The sequence below is a fragment of the Mycobacterium sp. NGS63 genome (genome assembly GCF_059812295.1).
This window is the reverse complement of record NZ_JCALCJ010000006.1, coordinates 199171-215840: the sequence shown is the minus strand read 5'-3', so window position 1 is coordinate 215840 and position 16670 is coordinate 199171. Positions and strand designations below refer to the sequence as shown.

Genomic DNA, 16670 nt, shown 5'->3' with positions numbered 1-16670 from the left:
GGGCTACCTGGTCAGGCGCGTGAGGACGGCGCGGCCCAGCTTGCGTCGCGGCCAGCCGGTCACGCGGGACGCGGCCAGCGCGGCGTTGGCCGCGTTGCGCCCGCAGGCCCCGTGCACGGATCCGCCCGGGGTGGCCGACGCGCTGCCCAGATACAGGCCTTCGATGGGGGTTTCGGCGCGCCCCATCCCCGGTGCGGGACGAAAGATCAGCATCTGCGGCAGCTGCGCGCTGCCCCCGTTGAGGGCGCCCAGGTGCAGGTTCGCATCGGCGGCCTCCAGGTCCGACGGGCGCTGCACGAACCGGTCGATCACCGCCGAACCGAAGCCGGGCGCGTGCTCCTCGATGACCGCGTCGACGGCTTCGGCGAGGCGCTCGGCCGAGGCGTCGTCGGCGACGTTGCGCGGCAAATGCGTGTAGGCCCAGACGCTTTCGGTGCCCGGCGGCGACCGGGTCGGGTCGGCGGTGGTGGTCTGGCCCAGCAGCATGAAGGGGTGCTCGGGCACCACCCGGGTGTTCAGGTCGGCCATCCAGCGCACCAGCCCGTCGCCGTCGGCCCCCAGGTGCACGGTGCCGGTGTCACGCAGGCTTTTCGCGCGCCACGGGATGGGTCCGTCGAGCGCGTAGTTGACCTTCACCACCGGCGGATCCCAGACGAAGTGCTCGAGTTCGCGGCGCAGGCCGGCCGGCACCGCGTCCGCGGGCAACATCTCGCAGAACAGCCGCGGCGCGGTCACGTCGGCCACGACGGCCCGGCGCACCCGGACCGTCCGCCCGCCCTTGGTCGTCACCCCGACCGCCCGGCCGCCGCGCACCTGGATGCGGGAGACGTTCTGGTTGCACTCGATTCGCGCGCCCGCCGAGCGGGCGCGGTTCACCAGCGCCGCCGTCAGTTGCCCCGAACCCCCGACGGGAACCGGCCAGCCGCCGTCCTGGGCGAGCATCGTCATCAGCAAGCCCATGGCGCCGCTGATCGGCGCGTCCGGGGGCGCGTCGGCGTGCATCGCGTTGCCCAGCAACAGGATTCGTGGCGCCTCCCCGTCGAACAGCCGGTCCACCATGGTGTTGGCGGGCTGGACCATCAGGCCGGCGAGCCGCACGGCCTCGGCCGTGCCCAGTTTCAGCAGCAGCCGAATCATGGGGCGCACCGGCGGGAACGGCGCCAGCATCGCGTCCAGCAGCGGGGATTTGATCTTCTCCCACAGCTGCACGACGCGCCACCAGTTGTCGCCGTCGGATGGCTCGCGCCGCGCCAATTCCGTTGCGGTGCGCGCCGGGTCGCGGTAGATGACGGGCGGGTCGTCGTCGGCCCCGCTGCGCGGATGGCCCACCACCGCCGGCGCGTGCGACCACCGCAGCCCGTGGTCCTCGAGGCCCAGCGCCGCCATCGCCGGCGATGCCACCGTCATCGGATAGAAGGAACTGAACAGGTCGGTGATGTAGCCGGGGGTCAGCTCCGCGCTGCGCACCGCGCCGCCCGGCTCGGGCTGCGCCTCGAGCACCAGCACGTCCCAACCCGCGTCGGCCAGCATCGCCGCGGCGACCAGCCCGTGGTGTCCGGCCCCGATCACGACGGCGTCGGCCGTCTCGCCGGCCATGCCCTACTTGACCTGGCTCGGCTCGAGACGTTCGGCGAGCGCCGTCAGCCGCAGCAGGCACTCGCGGTTGCGCGGGTAGACCGCGGCCAGCGCCAGCTGGTCGGGGATGATCTTGATCGGCCCGGAAGCGGGGACCTCGATCATCTCGATCCGGCACCCGCCGTCCGGGATGTCGCTGAGCCGCAGCGTGATTCGGGCACCGCCAAGTCGTCCGAGGCCGGCGTGGAGCACGAGCTCCTCACCGGGCGTGCAGCTTTCGACCACGGTCGAGTCGCTGATCACCAACGGCCACACCCCGATCGAGTGTTTGATCGCCGAGCCGGGCTCCGGCCAGTGCGGGTCGACCGCGCGGGTCCGGCTGTTGCCCACCACCCATTGCGAATACGTCCATCCGTCGGCCATCGCGTCCCAAATCTGCTGGCGGGTCGCCCGCACGTCCCGGGTCGCGGCCATCTCTCGGGTCGCCATCATTGAAGATTTCCTTTCGCACCGGCAGTGATCCCCACGGGTACCCGGGGGCGGCGAAACCATGCGCGAGCCCACCCGCGTTTAGCGGGCGCGGCCAGTGGTTACTAAAGGCGGTACAACACTCGCGTTTGACGGGAGACCAATAGTGACTGTGCGACGTTTGATCATCGCGGTGGGCGCCGCGCTCTTGCTGGCCGGCATCATCGGGCTGCTCGTGCCGGTGTCGGTATCGGACGGCAGCGGCAATTCGATCTCGTGCGGGAACGGCATCGCCGCGGACATGTCCGCCGCGCGCAACGCCAACGACAAGAACGGCGCCAACATCCCGATCCTGAACCAGGTGCTCCCGCACACCGACTACGTGGCCCAGTGCAACTCGGCGGTGAACGGCCGGCGGAGCTGGACCATCCCGCTGGCGGTCATCGGGATCGTCGGGATCGGCGGTGCGGTGCTGGTGGGCCGCCGCCAGGGCGCGCCGCGGCCCGGGGTCTAGCGCCCCTACCGCCGAGACTGCGACCAGAGCGCATTTCGGTCCGAAATCGCGATCTGAGCGCAGGCTCGATGCCCGCGGCGCCCGCTAGATCACGCGGAACCGGGCGGTGCTGCGCAACGCCTGGGGCGCCAGGCGGGAAAGGCCGTACAAGGCATAGGCTTCCGGCGCGACCGGGCGGATCGGCTTGCTCTTCTTGACCGACGACAGGATCGCGTTGGCGACCTTCTCCGGCCCGTAGTGGCGCAGCGCGAACATCTTGCCGATCTGGCCCCGCCGGTCGTCGACGGCCTCGTCCTTGCCCACGGCAGCGCTGAAGCGGGTGGTGCTGATGATGTTGGTGTTGATGACGCCGGGGCAGACGGTGGTCAGCATGACGTCGGCGGCGTCGAGCTCGGCGCGCAGGCAGTCGGAGAACATGTAGGTCGCGGCCTTCGACGTGCAGTAGGCGCTCAGCGACCCCAGCGGCGCGAAGGCTGCCATCGACGCCACGTTGACGATGTAGCCGCCGGTGCCGCGCTCGACCAGGCGCCGGCCGAACGAGCGGCAGCCGTTGACCACGCCACCGAGGTTGATGTCGAGCACCCGGTCGAACTCCTCGGCCGGGGTGTTCAGGAAGTCTCCCGCCGCCCCGATGCCGGCGTTGTTGACGACGATGTCGGGCAGGCCGTGCTCGGCGCTGACCCGCTCGGCGAACGCCTCCACGGCGTCGGCGTCGGACACGTCGAGCACGTAGGCGTGCGCGACTCCCCCGCGCGCGACGATTTCGGCGGCGGTCTCCTTGACCGTGGCCTCGTCGACGTCGCTGACCACCAGCTCGGCGCCCTCGCGGGCGAAGGCGAACGCGGTCTCGCGCCCGATGCCGCTGCCCGCCCCGGTGACCGACACCAGGGTGTCGCCGAAGTAGTCGCGGGGACGCCCGACCTGCGCGCGCAGCATCCCGCGGCTGGGCTGCTTGCCCTCGGCGAGGTCGGCGAAGTCGTGCACCGCGGCGGCCAGCACCTGCGGGTGCGACATCGGCGAGAAGTGGCCGGCCTTGATGTCGCGGCGCCACAGCCGCGGCACCCAGCGGGCGGCTTCGTCGTACCCGTACGGCCGGACGTACTTGTCCCGGGTGTTGACGACGAGCTGCACCGGCACGTCGATGACGGGGACCGGACGCCTCAGCGCGAACGACCGAAAGTAGTTGGCGGGATAGGTCTTTATCGAGCGGGCCGCGTCGCCGGCCAGCTGGGCGGAGTGGTGGATCTTCTCGTCGGGGATGTTGTCGACCGCCCGGCGCCGCAGCGCCGGGACCGACAGCGCCAGCCGAAGGAACAGCGGCGCCAGCAGCGGGATCGAGAACAGCGCCATGTAGGTGAACCGCAGGGCCTGGCTGACCGAGCGCAGGAACCGCCGCGGGCGCCAGGGCTGGCGCAGGCCGCGGAAGATGTAGTCGACGAGCTGGTCCTGGCTGGGCCCGGACACCGACGTGAACGAGGCGACCCGGTCCTCGGCGCCCGGGCGGGTCAGGTATTCCCACATGCCGACCGAACCCCAGTCGTGGGCCAGGACGTGCACCGGCCGCCCGGGGCTGAGCTCACCGATCACGGCGGCGAAGTCGTCGGCGAACCGGGCCATGGTGTAGGCGGAGACGGCCTTGGGCGCCGAGGACATGCCGACGCCGCGGTTGTCGTAGCGGATGACGCGGAACCGCTCGGCCAGCAGCGGCACGACGCCGTCCCACAGCACGTGCGAGTCGGGGAACCCGTGCACCAGCACGACGGTCGGGCCCTCGCGGTTGCCCTCCTCGTAGACGGCGATGCGCACGCCGTCGGTGCTGTCGACGAACTGCTGGGGTACTTGCTGTAGCGCCGGCATCGGACCTCCCCGCTCTGACTACGTGGCCACACCGTAGCAACCGCGCGGTCAGCCCTGGATATGTGCGGACGCAGGCGCAGTGACAGGATAGTTTTGGATTCGACCCACCCGACCCACGAGCGATCGAGGAGTCAAACGAGATGGCCTTCTCCGTCCAGATGCCCGCACTCGGTGAGAGCGTCACCGAGGGGACGGTCACACGCTGGCTCAAGCAGGAAGGCGACACGGTTGAACTCGACGAGCCGCTCGTCGAGGTGTCGACCGACAAGGTGGACACCGAGATCCCGTCGCCGGCGGCGGGCGTGCTGACCAAGATCGTCGCCCAGGAGGACGACACCGTCGAGGTCGGCGGCGAGCTGGCCGTCATCGGCGACGCGGGCGAGGCGCCGCAGAGCCGGCCCGCGGCGCCCAGCCAGCCCGAACCGGAACCCGAGCCGCAGCCGGAACCGGCCGCCGAGACCCAGCCCGAGCCCGAGCCGCAAGCCGCGGCCCCGGCGCAGCCGTCCGGCGCCACCGGTGACACCAAGCCGGTGCTGATGCCCGAGCTCGGCGAGTCGGTCGCCGAGGGCACCGTGACCCGCTGGCTGAAGCAGGTGGGCGATTCGGTCCAGGTCGACGAGGCGCTGGTGGAGGTGTCCACCGACAAGGTGGACACCGAGATCCCGTCACCGGTGGCCGGCGTGCTGGTCAGCATCACCGCCGAGGAGGACGCGACGGTCCCCGTCGGCGGCGAGCTGGCGCGCATCGGCTCGAGCGTGGAGTCAGCCGACGCCGGCGCCCCGGCGGCCCCGCCCGCACCGCCCGCGCCGAAGCCCGAACCGAAACCCGTGCCCAAGCCGGAACCCAAGCCCGAGCCCCAGCCCGAGCCGGTGTCGAGGCCCGAGCCCGCGCCCCAGGCGCCGCCCGCGCCCGCCGCCGCCGAGAGCCGCCCGTCCACCGACGGCGCGCCGTACGTGACCCCGCTGGTGCGAAAGCTGGCCAGCGAGAACAACATCGACCTCGGCGAGGTCACCGGCACGGGCGTCGGCGGACGCATCCGCAAGCAGGACGTGCTGGCCGCCGCGGAGAAGAAGCAGCAGCCCCAGCCCGCGCCCGCCCAGGCCCCCGCGGCCGCGCCGGCCGCCGACGCCGGCAAGGCGGCCCCGGCCGCGCCGTCCCCCGCGCCCGCGCTCGCGCACCTGCGCGGCACCACGCAGAAGGCCAGCCGGATCCGTCAGCTCACCGCGGCCAAGACCCGCGAATCCCTGCAGGCCACCGCCCAGCTCACCCAGACCCACGAGGTCGACATGACCAAGATCGTGGGTTTGCGGGCGCGGGCCAAGTCGGCCTTCGCCGAGCGCGAGGGGGTGAACCTGACGTTCCTGCCGTTCATCGCCCGGGCCGTGATCGACGCGCTGAAGATCCACCCCAACATCAACGCCAGCTACAACGAGGAAACCAAGGAGATCACCTACTACGACGCCGAGCACCTCGGCTTCGCCGTCGACACCGACCAGGGCCTGCTCTCCCCCGTCGTGCACAACGCCGGCGACCTGTCACTGGCCGGGCTGGCCCGGGCGATCGCCGACATCGCGGCGCGCGCCCGCTCGAACAAGCTCAAGCCCGACGAGTTGTCCGGCGGCACCTTCACCATCACCAACATCGGCAGCCAGGGCGCGTTGTTCGACACCCCGATCCTGGTGCCGCCGCAGGCCGCCATGCTGGGCACCGGCGCGATCGTCAAGCGGCCGCGGGTGGTCGTCGACGACAACGGCAACGAGTCGATCGGGGTCCGCTCGGTGTGCTACCTCCCGCTGACCTACGACCACCGGTTGATCGACGGCGCCGACGCCGGACGCTTCCTCACCACGATCAAGCACCGGCTCGAAGAGGGAGCGTTCGAGGCCGACTTGGGTCTGTGAGGGGGGCTTTCCAACCGTGCCCAAACCCGTCATCGCGATAGCGGGTTCGTCCGGCCTGATCGGCTCGGCGCTGGCCGCCGCATTGCGCGCCGCCGACCACCCGGTGCTGCGCATCGTGCGCCGGACGCCGGCGAATTCCGAAGAGCTGCACTGGAATCCGGAAAGCGGCGACTTCGATCCCGACGCGCTGGCCGACGTCGACGCGGTGGTCAACCTGTGCGGGGTCAACGTCGGGCAGCGCCGGTGGTCGGGCGCCTTCAAGCAGAGCCTGCGCGACAGCCGCATCGCCCCCACCGAAGTGCTGGCCAACGCCGTCGCCGACGCCGGGGTCGAGACGCTGATCAACGCCAGCGCCGTCGGCTACTACGGAAACACCCAGGACCGCGTGGTCGACGAAAACGCCCGGGCGGGACGAGGTTTCCTGGCCCAGCTGTGCCAGGACTGGGAAGCCGCCACGCTGCCGGCCCAATACGCGGGCGTCCGGGTGGTGCTGGCCCGCACCGGGCTGGTGATGTCGCGGTCGGGCGGCGCGCTGCGGCGCTTGCGGCCGCTGTTCTCGACGGGCCTGGGCGCGCGGTTGGGCAGTGGGCGGCAATACATGTCGTGGATCACCCTCGAAGACGAGGTGCGCGCGCTGCTGTTCGCCATCTCCCACCCGTCGCTGTCGGGGCCGGTGAACATGACCGGGCCCGCGCCGGTGACCAATGCCGAGTTCACCACCGCGTTGGGGCGCGCGGTCAATCGCCCGACGCCGTTGATGCTGCCCGGCTTCGCGGTGCGGGTCGCGCTCGGCGAGTTCGCCGACGAGGGGCTGCTGATCGGCCAGCGTGCCATCCCGTCGGCGCTCGAGCGCGCCGGTTTCCAGTTCCACCACAACACCATTGGCGAAGCGCTGGCCTACGCCACCGCCCGCCGCGACCACGACTAGGCACGCCGCCGGATCGCGCGTGAACTGAGGGCTTCGAGTGTGCGTGTAGGGCGGGATTCGGGCCGCTTTTCCGCCCTGCGCTCACAGCGAAAGCCATGGATTCACACTCGCTACGAGGGCATTGCCAAGCCGAGTACGACTGCGCCGGGTAGCGTCGGCGGGGTGAGCGATTCGATCCGGGCGAGCGCGGGCGCGATCGACGTCCGCCAGCTGGGGACCGTCGACTACGGCACCGCCTGGCAGCTGCAGCGCGACCTGGTCGACGCCCGCGTCGCCGGCGGCCCCGACACGCTGCTGCTGCTCGAGCACCCGCCCGTCTACACCGCCGGGCGGCGCACCGAAGCCCACGAACGCCCGGCCGACGGCACCCCGGTGGTCGACACCGACCGCGGCGGCAAGATCACCTGGCACGGTCCCGGGCAGCTGGTCGGCTACCCGATCATCGGGCTGGCCGAGCCCCTCGACGTGGTCAAATACGTTCGGCGCCTTGAGGATTCGCTGATGACGGTGTGCGCCGGCCTGGGCCTGGACACCGTGCGGGTGGACGGGCGGTCGGGTGTTTGGGTGCCGCCCGGTCCCGGCAGGCCGGCGCGCAAGGTCGCCGCCATCGGCGTGCGGGTGTCGCGCGCGACCACCATGCACGGCTTCGCGCTCAACTGCGACTGCGACCTGGGCGCGTTCGGCGCGATCGTGCCGTGCGGCATCAGCGACGCCGGGGTGACGTCGCTGTCGGTCGAGCTGGGGCGCGCCGTGACCGTCGACGAGGTCCGCGCGGCGGTCGCCGCGGCCGTCTGTGACGCGCTCGACGGGGTCGCCCGCGTAGCATCGACGACGTGACTGTCGCTCCCGAAGGCCGCAAATTGCTGCGCCTCGAGGCGCGCAACGCGCAGACCCCCGTCGAGCGCAAGCCGCCGTGGATCAAGGTCAGGGCTCGGATGGGGCCGGAGTACACCCAGCTCAAGGGCCTGGTCCGCCGGGAGGGTCTGCACACGGTCTGCGAGGAGGCCGGCTGCCCCAACATCTTCGAATGCTGGGAGGACCGCGAGGCCACGTTCCTGATCGGCGGCGACCAGTGCACCCGGCGCTGCGACTTCTGCCAGATCGACACCGGAAAACCCGCCCCGCTCGACCGCGACGAGCCCCGCCGCGTGGCCGACAGCGTGCGGGCGATGGGCCTGCGCTACGCGACCGTCACCGGCGTCGCGCGCGACGACCTGCCCGACGGCGGGGCGTGGCTGTACGCCGAGACGGTGCGCGCCATCAAGGAACTCAACCCGTCGGCCGGCGTCGAACTGCTGATCCCCGACTTCAACGGCGTCCCCGCGCGGCTGGCGGAGGTCTTCGAGTCGCGCCCGGAAGTGTTGGCGCACAACGTCGAAACGGTGCCGCGCATCTTCAAGCGGATCCGGCCCGCCTTCACCTACCGGCGCAGCCTGGGCGTGCTGACCGCGGCCCGCGGGGCCGGCCTGGTCACCAAGAGCAACCTCATCCTCGGGCTGGGCGAGACCGCCGAGGAGGTACGCGCCGCGCTGGCCGACCTGCGTGACGCCGGCTGCGACATCGTGACCATCACCCAATACCTGCGGCCGTCGGCGCGTCACCACCCGGTCGAGCGCTGGGTGCGGCCCGAGGAGTTCGTCGAGTTCGCCGCGCACGCCGAAGCGCTGGGCTTTTCGGGGGTGCTGGCCGGACCGCTGGTGCGATCGTCCTACCGCGCCGGGCGGCTCTACGAGCAGGCCGCCCGCAGCCGCGCCTCGGCCCCCTAGCGGATTCGGCGCGTCCGTATCCTTGGTGACTATGGCTAAACCCCGCACCGCCGCTGAGAACAAGGCCGCCAGGGCGCAGGCCGCCGCCGCCCGGAAGGCCGCCACGCGGGAGCGCCGCGGCCAGCTCTGGCAGGCGTTCAACATGCAGCGCAAGGAGGACAAGCGCCTGCTGCCGTACATGATCGGCGCCTTCGTGCTGATCGTGGGCGCCTCGGTCGCCGTCGGCCTGTGGGCCGGCGGGCTGACGATGATCACGTTGATCCCGCTCGGCGTGGTGCTGGGCGGGCTGGTCATGTTCATCATCTTCGGCCGCCGCGCCCAGCGGTCGATCTACAGCAAAGCCGAAGGTCAGGCGGGCGCCGCCGCGTGGGTGCTGGACAACCTGCGCGGCAAGTGGCGGGTGACCCCCGGCGTCGCCGCGACCGGCCACCTCGACGCCGTGCACCGGGTGCTCGGCCGGCCCGGCGTCATCCTGGTCGGCGAGGGGTCGGCGGCGCGGGTCAAACCGCTGCTGGCCCAGGAGAAGAAGCGCACCGCCCGGCTGGTCGGCGACGTGCCGATCTACGACATCGTCGTCGGCAACGGGGACGACGAGGTTGCGCTGGGCAAGCTGGAGCGCCACCTCACCCGGCTGCCGAACAACATCACCGTCAAGCAGATCGACACGCTGGAATCGCGGCTGGCCGCGCTGGGATCACGCGCCGGCGCCGCCGTCATGCCGAAGGGGCCGCTACCCAACGCCGGCAAGATGCGCGGTATGCAGCGCACGGTGCGCCGCAAGTAACTCAGCGCCGCACCAGCGCCGTCGCGCTCACCCGATCGTGCAGTCCGCGGCCGTCGGCGTCGGTGAACAACGCCGGCACGACCGCCGCGACGAGCAGCCCGCGCACCGCCAACCGGCCGAGCCCGACGGGCACGCGGCCGTCCATCGACGCCACCTGCAGACCCAGCGCCAGCTGACCCGGGGTGAAGCTGAACAGCCGCACCGCCACCACACCGAGCAGCCACCAGACGACCAGCACCGCCGTCGCCAGCATCTGTTGGGAGAACGCGCCCAGCGCCATGGCCAGCGCCGCCAGCCCGTAGGCGATCAGCCAGTCGATCATCAGCGCCGCCAGCCGCCGGCCCATCGGCGCCAGCGACCCCGGCCCGGTCGCCGGCAGGCCCAGGCTCTCGCCCGGGTAGGCCGATCGCGAGTCCGGCAAATCCCCCGTCACCGGCCGCGTCCCCAAACAGTGCGTCCGTGCAGCGGACCAGATACGATTCTGCGGTCCATGGCCTCACAATAGAACCCGCCCGGCAGCGCGCGATCGGGCGCGCAGCCTGGTCACGTAACCTCTGCGCAACATAGGGTTGACTAACGGGCAACATCTGCTCCCTAGCGTCAGGCCGCGGATCACAAGTAAAGGAGCATTCTGTGACGGAAATGACGCCCGACGACGTCTTCAAACTCGCCAAGGACGAGAACGTCGAATTTGTCGACGTCCGGTTCTGTGACTTGCCAGGCATCATGCAGCACTTCACGATTCCGATCTCGTTTTTCGACGAGAGCATCTTTGAGGACGGATTGGCCTTCGACGGCTCGTCGATTCGCGGGTTCCAGTCCATTCACGAGTCCGACATGCTCCTGCTGCCCGACCCGGACACCGCGCGCATCGACCTGTTCCGCGAAGCCAAGACGCTGAACATGAACTTCTTCGTGCACGACCCGTTCACCCTCGAGCCGTACTCGCGCGACCCGCGCAACATCGCCCGCAAGGCCGAGAACTACCTCATCAGCACCGGGGTCGCCGACACCGCGTACTTCGGCGCCGAGGCCGAGTTCTACATCTTCGACTCCGTGAGCTTCGACTCGCGCACCAACGGCTCCTTCTACGAGGTCGACGCGATCTCCGGCTGGTGGAACACCGGCGAGCCGAACGAGAGCGACGGCAGCCCCAACCGCGGTTACAAGGTCCGCCCCAAGGGCGGCTACTTCCCGGTCGCGCCCGTCGACCACTACGTCGACCTGCGCGACAAGATGCTGTCGAACCTGATCGCATCGGGCTTCAGCCTGGAGAAGGGCCACCACGAGGTGGGCACCGGCGGGCAGGCCGAGATCAACTACAAGTTCAACACCCTGCTGCACGCAGCCGACGACATGCAGCTGTACAAGTACATCGTCAAGAACACCGCGTGGCAGGCCGGCAAGACCGTCACCTTCATGCCCAAGCCGCTGTTCGGCGACAACGGTTCCGGGATGCACACCCACCAGTCGCTGTGGAAGGACGGTGGCCCGCTGATGTACGACGAGACCGGCTACGCCGGCCTGTCGGACACCGCGCGCCACTACATCGGCGGCCTGCTGCACCACGCGCCGTCGCTGCTGGCGTTCACCAACCCGACGGTGAACTCCTACAAGCGCCTGGTCCCGGGCTTCGAGGCCCCGATCAACCTGGTCTACAGCCAGCGGAACCGGTCGGCGTGCGTGCGCATCCCGATCACCGGCAGCAACCCGAAGGCCAAGCGGCTGGAGTTCCGCTGCCCCGACTCGTCGGGCAACCCGTACCTGGCGTTCTCGGCCATGCTGATGGCCGGCCTGGACGGCATCAAGAACAAGATCGAGCCGCAGGCCCCGGTCGACAAGGACCTCTACGAGCTGCCGCCCGAGGAGGCCGCGAACATCCCGCAGGCGCCCACCCAGCTGTCCGCGGTGATCGACCGGCTCGAGGCCGACCACGAATACCTCACCGAGGGAGGCGTTTTCACGCCCGACCTCATCGAGACGTGGATCAGCTTCAAGCGCGAGAACGAGATCCTGCCGGTGCAGGTGCGGCCGCACCCGTACGAGTTCGCGCTCTACTACGACGTGTAACCGGACCGCCGCGAGAAGACGCAGAATCGCACCAAACCTTGGGTTTGAGTGCGATTCTGCGTCTTCTCGGCAGTAACGCGATCAGCTGGGCCGGCGGCCCAGGATCCCGCGTGACATCCGGACCGGTTGCCCCTCGGCCATTTCCACGACCTCCAGCCAGCCGCCGGGAGCGATGAAGTGCCGCTCGACGTCCTCGCGGTGCATGTGGATGACCAACACCCCCGCGTCGGTGACCTCGTAGCTGTCGAAGGCACCGTAGTCGCGCGGTTCGCCGTTGCTGAAAACCACCGTAAACGCCACGCGCAGAGTCTAACCGTCGAGCGCCAGGTCCTTGCGGAAGCGCTGCATGCCGTCGATCTTGTCGGCCAGGGAAGCGTCCGGTCCGGCGTAGAACATCCACGGCATGGTGATGATGCCGGTGATGCCGGCGTCGGCGGCGCGCTGGTAGTCGGCAACCGTGAACGCGTCGGTCAGGGGTGTCAGGACGGTGAAATCGTCCATCGACAAACCGTTTTCGGCCCGCAGCTCGGTCAGCCGGCCCACCGCCTCGATGGCCCGGTCGGTCTTGATCAGGTCGCCGATCCACCCGTCGTTGCGGGCGGCGCGGCGCAGCGCGACGTCGCTGAGGCCGCCGACGTACACCGGGATGGGCGGCGGGGTGGGCTGCATCTCGAGGCGCGGCGCCGCATAGAACTCGCCGTCGAATTCCGTCCACCCGGGCTGCCACAGCGCCCGCATTAACTCGATGATCTCGTCGGTGCGCTTGCCGCGGGCGTCGAACCGCTCGCCCATCAAGGCGAACTCCTCGCGGCACCAGCCGACACCGATGCCGAGCTCCACGCGGCCCGACGCCAAAACCGCCGCGGTGCCAATGGCTTTCGCCGCCGAGTACGGGTTACGCATGGCGGGGATGTAGACGGTGGTGACGAACCGCAGCCGGGTGCTGACCTGGGCCAGCGCCCCGACGAGCACCCAGGGGTCGGGCCAGTCGGTGAACGGCTGCCAGCGCCGCTGGCCGTCCTTGGTGTACGGGTACGGCGTGTCCAGGCTTTCGAGGTTGACGACGTGATCGGGGATCCCGATCCCGTCGTAGCCGAGATCGTCGGCGGCCTTGGCGATCTCGACGATCTCCCTGGTGTTCAAAAAGGCGCTGCTGACGTAGAACTTCATTGCGGTTCCCGCGCCCAGGACGGCTCGATGAACACGCCCTCGGCCTCGACGGTGACCCCGGCGGCGTCCGAAATCGTCCCGCGCGCAAAGACTTTCACACCCTCCTTGCGGTCGATCCACGCCTCCGAGCGAAGCGGGCCCAGCGGGGTGCCGCGCAGGTAGCGCACGGTGATGGTTCCGGTGAAGCGCGGCTTGGACAGCCCCTCGCTGGCCGCCTCGCCCAGCATGTGGTCGAGCACCAGCGCGCTGACCCCGCCGTGCACCAGCTTCGGCGGGCCCTCGTAGGCCACGCCGAGCACGAACTCGCTCCAGCACCGCCCGCCGCCGTCGTGGTGGACGATGACGGGCGGCGCGATCGGATTGCCCAACCCGATCGCGGCGTTGCCCAGCGTCAACGGCCGCGCGCCGTCGACGCGGTAGCTCACCCCGACCGGCCGGGTGCGTTGCCGCAACGACGCGGTGACCGCCTCGATCGCGGATCGGGCGTCGGCGACGACGTCGTCGTCGGCCTCGGTGCGGATGGTGGCGTCGATGAGGTCCCGGACGGCGTCGGCGAGCGGCGTATACCGCGCCGTCGCCCGTTGCGCCTCGTCCGCGCTGAGCACCTCGAAAATGGCATCCAACGCGCCGGCCTCCTGACTCAACTCCCGAATACCTTCCGCACGACGGCCTTCGCGCGCCGCGTCACCCGAAGATAGTTGTCCAGGAACTCGCTGCCGTCGTCGGTCGGCCATCCCGCGGCCACCGCGACCGCGTTCAGCTGTCGCCCGGGCCCGGGCAGCTGGTCGGTGGGCTTGCCGCGCACCAGCACCAGCGCGTTGCGGGCCCGGGTGGCGGTCAGCCAGGCCTGCCGCAGCAGGTCGACCTCCTCGGCGTCCACCAGGCCGGCCGCCGCGATCGCGTCCAGGGATTCCAGCGTCGAGGTGTTGTGCAGGGCTTCGATCTCGTGGGCGTGCCGCAGCTGCATCAGCTGCACGGTCCATTCGATGTCGGCCAGTCCCCCGCGGCCCAGCTTGGTGTGGGTGTTGGGGTCGGCGCCGCGCGGCAGCCGCTCGGACTCGACGCGGGCCTTGATGCGGCGGATCTCCCGCACCGCCTCGGCCGACACCCCGTCGGGCGGGTAGCGGGTCTTGTCGGCCATCAGCAGGAACCGCTGGCCCAGCTCGGCGTCGCCGGCGACCGCGTGCGCGCGCAGCAGGGCCTGGATCTCCCACGGCTGGGCCCACTGCTCGTAGTAGGCGGCGTACGACGCCAGGGTGCGCACCAGCGGGCCGTTGCGGCCCTCGGGCCGCAGGTTGGCGTCGACCTCCAGCGGCGGGTCGACGCTGGGGGTGCCCAGCAGCGTCCGGATCTGTTCGGCGACGGTCGTCGCCCACCGCACCGCCTGCGAATCCTCCACGCCGGCGGCGGGCTCGCACACGAACATGACGTCGGCGTCGGACCCGTAGCCCAGTTCGGCGCCGCCCAGCCGGCCCATGCCGATGACCGCGATCGCCGCCGGCGCCCGGCCGCCCGCGGGCAGGTTGGCCCGGATCATCGCGTCCAGGGCCGCCTGCAGCACGGCCACCCACACCGACGTCAGCGCGTGGCAGACGTCCCGGACCTCCAGAAAGCCGAGCAGGTCGGCCGAGCCGATGCGGGCCAGCTCGCGGCGGCGCAGCGTGCGCGCACCGGCGATCGCGCGCACCGGGTCGGGGTAGCGGGCCGCCGCGGCGACCAGCGCCCGGGCCACCGCGGCCGGCTCGGTCTCGAGCAGCTTGGGGCCGCCCGGGCCGTCGCTGTAGTCCTGGATCACCCGGGGCGCGCGCATCAGCAGGTCGGGCACGTAGGTGGAGGTCCCCAGCACGTGCATGAGCCGCCTCGCCACCGCGGGCTTGTCGCGCAGCGTGGACAAATACCAGTTCTCGCCGCCGAGCGCCTCGGACAGCCGCCGGTAGGCCAGCAGCCCGCCGTCGGGGTCGGGCGCATACGACATCCAGTTCAGCAGCCGCGGCAGCAGCACCGACTGCACGCGGCCGCGCCGCCCGCTCTGGTTGACCAACGCCGACATGTGCTTCAGCGCGGTCTGCGGCCCCTCGTAGCCCAGCGCGGCCAGCTGCCGCTCGGCGGCCTCCGAGGTCATGCCGTGCGAGATCTCGAGGCCGGCGGGCCCGATCGACTCCAGCAGCGGCTGGTAGAAGAGCTTGGCGTGCAGCTGGGAGACCCGCACGTTTTGGTGCCGGAGCTCCTCGCGCAGCACGCCGGCCGCGTCGTGCCGGCCGTCCGGGCGGACGTGCGCCGCGCGCGCCAACCAGCGCACCGCCTCCTCGTCGTCGGCCTCGGGCAGCAGGTGGGTGCGCTTGAGCCGCTGCAGCTGCAGGCGGTGTTCGAGCAGCCGGAGGAACTCGTACGAGGCGGTCAGGTTCGCCGCGTCCTCCCGCCCGATGTAGCCGCCCTCGCCCAGCGCGGCCAGCGCGTCCACCGTGGAGGCCACGTGCAGCGAGTCGTCGCCGCGGCCGTGCACCAGCTGCAGCAGCTGCACCGCGAACTCCACGTCGCGCAGCCCGCCGCTGCCCAGTTTGAGTTCGCGGCCGCGGACCTCCGCGGGCACCAGCTGCTCCACCCGCCGGCGCATGGCCTGGACCTCGACGACGAAATCCTCGCGCTCGCAGGCGACCCAGACCATCGGCATCAGCGCGGCCAGGTAGCGCTCGCCGAGTTCGGCGTCGCCGACGGCCGCCCGCGCCTTCAGCAGCGCCTGGAACTCCCACGTCTTGGCCCAGCGCTGGTAGTAGGCGATGTGCGACTCGAGGGTGCGCACCAGCTCCCCGCTGCGGCCCTCGGGCCGCAGCCCCGCGTCCACCTGAAAGAAGGCGTCCGAGGCGAACTTCATCATCTCGCCGGCCACCCGGGCGCTGGTCGCGTCGGCGCGCTCGGCGACGAAGATGACGTCGACGTCGCTGACGTAATTCAGTTCGCGCGCACCGCATTTGCCCATCGCGATGACCGCCAGCCGCGGGGGCGTCTTGTCGCCGCACACGCCGGCCTCGGCCACCCGCAGCGCGGCCGCCAGCGCGGCGTCGGCCAGGTCCGACAGCTGCGCGGCCACCACGGTGAACGGCAACACCGGCTCGTCCTCGACCGTCGCGGCCACATCCAGCGCCGCCAGCACCAGCAACTGGTCGCGGTAGAGGGTGCGCAGCCGCACCTGCGCCGGAGCCGAACCCGGGCCCGCCTCGTCGGCGCACCGGGTGAACGTCGCGAGCAGCTCATCGCGCGACGGCAGATGGGCCTTGCCGCGCAACAACTTCCAGGACTGCGGGTTGGCGGCCAGGTGATCGCCCAGCGCCAGCGACGAGCCCAGCACCGCGAACAACCGGCCGCGCAGGTCCCGTTCGGTCAGCAGCGCCGCGCTGAGCTCGTCCCATCCCGCGTCGAGGGCCTCCGACAGCCGGACCATGCCCCGCAGCGCGGCGTCGGGGTCGGGCGCGCGCGACAACGACCACAACCGGTCGACGTATTCGGCATCGTCGCGTTCGTACCATCCCAGCCGCGTCAGCCACTCCCCGGCCGTGGGATCGACCAACCCGAGCCGGCCCACGCTGGGCAGCCGGGGGCGTTCCGTCACGGGTTTGGTCACGTCCACGACCGTAGCGCA

The 16670-nt window shown here is 71.1% G+C and carries 15 protein-coding genes; 7 read left to right on the top strand and 8 right to left on the bottom strand.

Going from position 1 to position 16670, the window contains the following annotated elements:
* Nucleotides 1–3: 3 nt before the first annotated feature.
* On the bottom strand, nucleotides 4–1596 hold the full coding sequence (locus AC5Y4Z_RS17395) for a phytoene desaturase family protein (RefSeq protein WP_499965700.1): 1593 nt from the start codon (nucleotides 1594–1596) through the stop codon (nucleotides 4–6).
* A gap of 3 nt (nucleotides 1597–1599) precedes the next feature.
* Complete coding sequence (locus AC5Y4Z_RS17390; protein ID WP_499965699.1) at nucleotides 1600–2067, bottom strand: SRPBCC family protein; 468 nt, start codon at nucleotides 2065–2067, stop codon at nucleotides 1600–1602.
* A 142-nt stretch (nucleotides 2068–2209) separates the two neighbouring features.
* Between AC5Y4Z_RS17390 and AC5Y4Z_RS17385 the strand changes: the two genes are divergently transcribed.
* On the top strand, nucleotides 2210–2557 hold the full coding sequence (locus tag AC5Y4Z_RS17385; protein ID WP_499965697.1) for an aminopeptidase: 348 nt from the start codon (nucleotides 2210–2212) through the stop codon (nucleotides 2555–2557).
* An 84-nt stretch (nucleotides 2558–2641) separates the two neighbouring features.
* Here AC5Y4Z_RS17385 and AC5Y4Z_RS17380 read toward each other — a convergent pair whose 3' ends face one another.
* Nucleotides 2642–4414 carry an SDR family oxidoreductase gene (locus tag AC5Y4Z_RS17380; protein ID WP_499965695.1) on the bottom strand — a complete coding sequence of 591 codons (1773 nt, stop codon included), beginning with the start codon at nucleotides 4412–4414 and terminating at the stop codon, nucleotides 2642–2644.
* Between the two features lie 140 nt (nucleotides 4415–4554).
* Here AC5Y4Z_RS17380 and sucB point away from each other — a divergent pair, with 140 nt between their 5' ends.
* The 5 genes from sucB (at nucleotide 4555) to AC5Y4Z_RS17355 (ending at nucleotide 9793) form a co-directional block, all read left to right on the top strand.
* Nucleotides 4555–6315, top strand: a complete 1761-nt coding sequence (gene sucB, locus AC5Y4Z_RS17375; protein WP_499965694.1) for a 2-oxoglutarate dehydrogenase, E2 component, dihydrolipoamide succinyltransferase — start codon at nucleotides 4555–4557, stop codon at nucleotides 6313–6315.
* A 16-nt stretch (nucleotides 6316–6331) separates the two neighbouring features.
* The gene (locus AC5Y4Z_RS17370; RefSeq protein WP_499965693.1) at nucleotides 6332–7243 is read left to right on the top strand and encodes a TIGR01777 family oxidoreductase; all 912 of its coding nucleotides are present in this window, start codon (nucleotides 6332–6334) and stop codon (nucleotides 7241–7243) included.
* 162 nt (nucleotides 7244–7405) lie between these two features.
* On the top strand, nucleotides 7406–8080 hold the full coding sequence (gene lipB / locus AC5Y4Z_RS17365) for a lipoyl(octanoyl) transferase LipB (RefSeq protein ID WP_499965691.1): 675 nt from the start codon (nucleotides 7406–7408) through the stop codon (nucleotides 8078–8080).
* Nucleotides 8077–9009, top strand: coding sequence for a lipoyl synthase (lipA, locus tag AC5Y4Z_RS17360; protein WP_499965690.1), 933 nt, complete (start codon nucleotides 8077–8079; stop codon nucleotides 9007–9009). Before lipB ends, lipA begins: the two co-directional genes overlap by 4 nt.
* Nucleotides 9010–9040: 31 nt before the next feature.
* Nucleotides 9041–9793 (top strand): DUF4191 domain-containing protein, encoded by a 753-nt coding sequence (locus tag AC5Y4Z_RS17355; protein WP_499965689.1) that lies wholly within the window; start codon nucleotides 9041–9043, stop codon nucleotides 9791–9793.
* A gap of 1 nt (nucleotide 9794) precedes the next feature.
* On the opposite strand, the gene AC5Y4Z_RS17350 is transcribed toward AC5Y4Z_RS17355, so the two are convergent.
* Nucleotides 9795–10214, bottom strand: a complete 420-nt coding sequence (locus tag AC5Y4Z_RS17350) for an RDD family protein (protein WP_499965958.1) — start codon at nucleotides 10212–10214, stop codon at nucleotides 9795–9797.
* Nucleotides 10215–10426: 212 nt separating this feature from the next.
* Between AC5Y4Z_RS17350 and glnA the strand changes: the two genes are divergently transcribed.
* Nucleotides 10427–11863 carry a type I glutamate--ammonia ligase gene (gene glnA, locus AC5Y4Z_RS17345; protein ID WP_499965688.1) on the top strand — a complete coding sequence of 479 codons (1437 nt, stop codon included), beginning with the start codon at nucleotides 10427–10429 and terminating at the stop codon, nucleotides 11861–11863.
* A gap of 81 nt (nucleotides 11864–11944) precedes the next feature.
* On the opposite strand, the gene AC5Y4Z_RS17340 is transcribed toward glnA, so the two are convergent.
* From AC5Y4Z_RS17340 to AC5Y4Z_RS17325, 4 genes are read right to left on the bottom strand one after another with little or no spacing between them, the layout of a single operon-like run.
* A complete protein-coding gene (locus AC5Y4Z_RS17340) occupies nucleotides 11945–12163 on the bottom strand; it encodes a hypothetical protein (protein ID WP_499965687.1) in 219 nt (72 codons plus the stop codon).
* A gap of 9 nt (nucleotides 12164–12172) precedes the next feature.
* Nucleotides 12173–13033 (bottom strand): TIGR03619 family F420-dependent LLM class oxidoreductase, encoded by an 861-nt coding sequence (locus tag AC5Y4Z_RS17335; protein ID WP_499965686.1) that lies wholly within the window; start codon nucleotides 13031–13033, stop codon nucleotides 12173–12175.
* Entirely contained in the window at nucleotides 13030–13677 is a 648-nt protein-coding gene (locus AC5Y4Z_RS17330) for a PaaI family thioesterase (protein ID WP_499965685.1), read from the bottom strand. Before AC5Y4Z_RS17330 ends, AC5Y4Z_RS17335 begins: the two co-directional genes overlap by 4 nt.
* Nucleotides 13674–16658, bottom strand: coding sequence for a bifunctional [glutamine synthetase] adenylyltransferase/[glutamine synthetase]-adenylyl-L-tyrosine phosphorylase (locus tag AC5Y4Z_RS17325; protein ID WP_499965684.1), 2985 nt, complete (start codon nucleotides 16656–16658; stop codon nucleotides 13674–13676). The genes AC5Y4Z_RS17330 and AC5Y4Z_RS17325 overlap by 4 nt, the downstream gene beginning before the upstream one ends.
* Nucleotides 16659–16670 lie beyond the last annotated feature (12 nt).

What these genes read in the sequence shown, in the direction of transcription:
- AC5Y4Z_RS17395 (WP_499965700.1), bottom strand. Translation starts at nt 1,596, where the DNA reads ATGGCCGGCGAGACGGCCGACGCCGTCGTGATCGGGGCCGGACACCAC.
- AC5Y4Z_RS17390 (WP_499965699.1), bottom strand. Translation starts at nt 2,067, where the DNA reads ATGATGGCGACCCGAGAGATGGCCGCGACCCGGGACGTGCGGGCGACC.
- AC5Y4Z_RS17380 (WP_499965695.1), bottom strand. Translation starts at nt 4,414, where the DNA reads ATGCCGGCGCTACAGCAAGTACCCCAGCAGTTCGTCGACAGCACCGAC.
- sucB (WP_499965694.1), top strand. Translation starts at nt 4,555, where the DNA reads ATGGCCTTCTCCGTCCAGATGCCCGCACTCGGTGAGAGCGTCACCGAG.
- AC5Y4Z_RS17355 (WP_499965689.1), top strand. Translation starts at nt 9,041, where the DNA reads ATGGCTAAACCCCGCACCGCCGCTGAGAACAAGGCCGCCAGGGCGCAG.
- AC5Y4Z_RS17335 (WP_499965686.1), bottom strand. Translation starts at nt 13,033, where the DNA reads ATGAAGTTCTACGTCAGCAGCGCCTTTTTGAACACCAGGGAGATCGTC.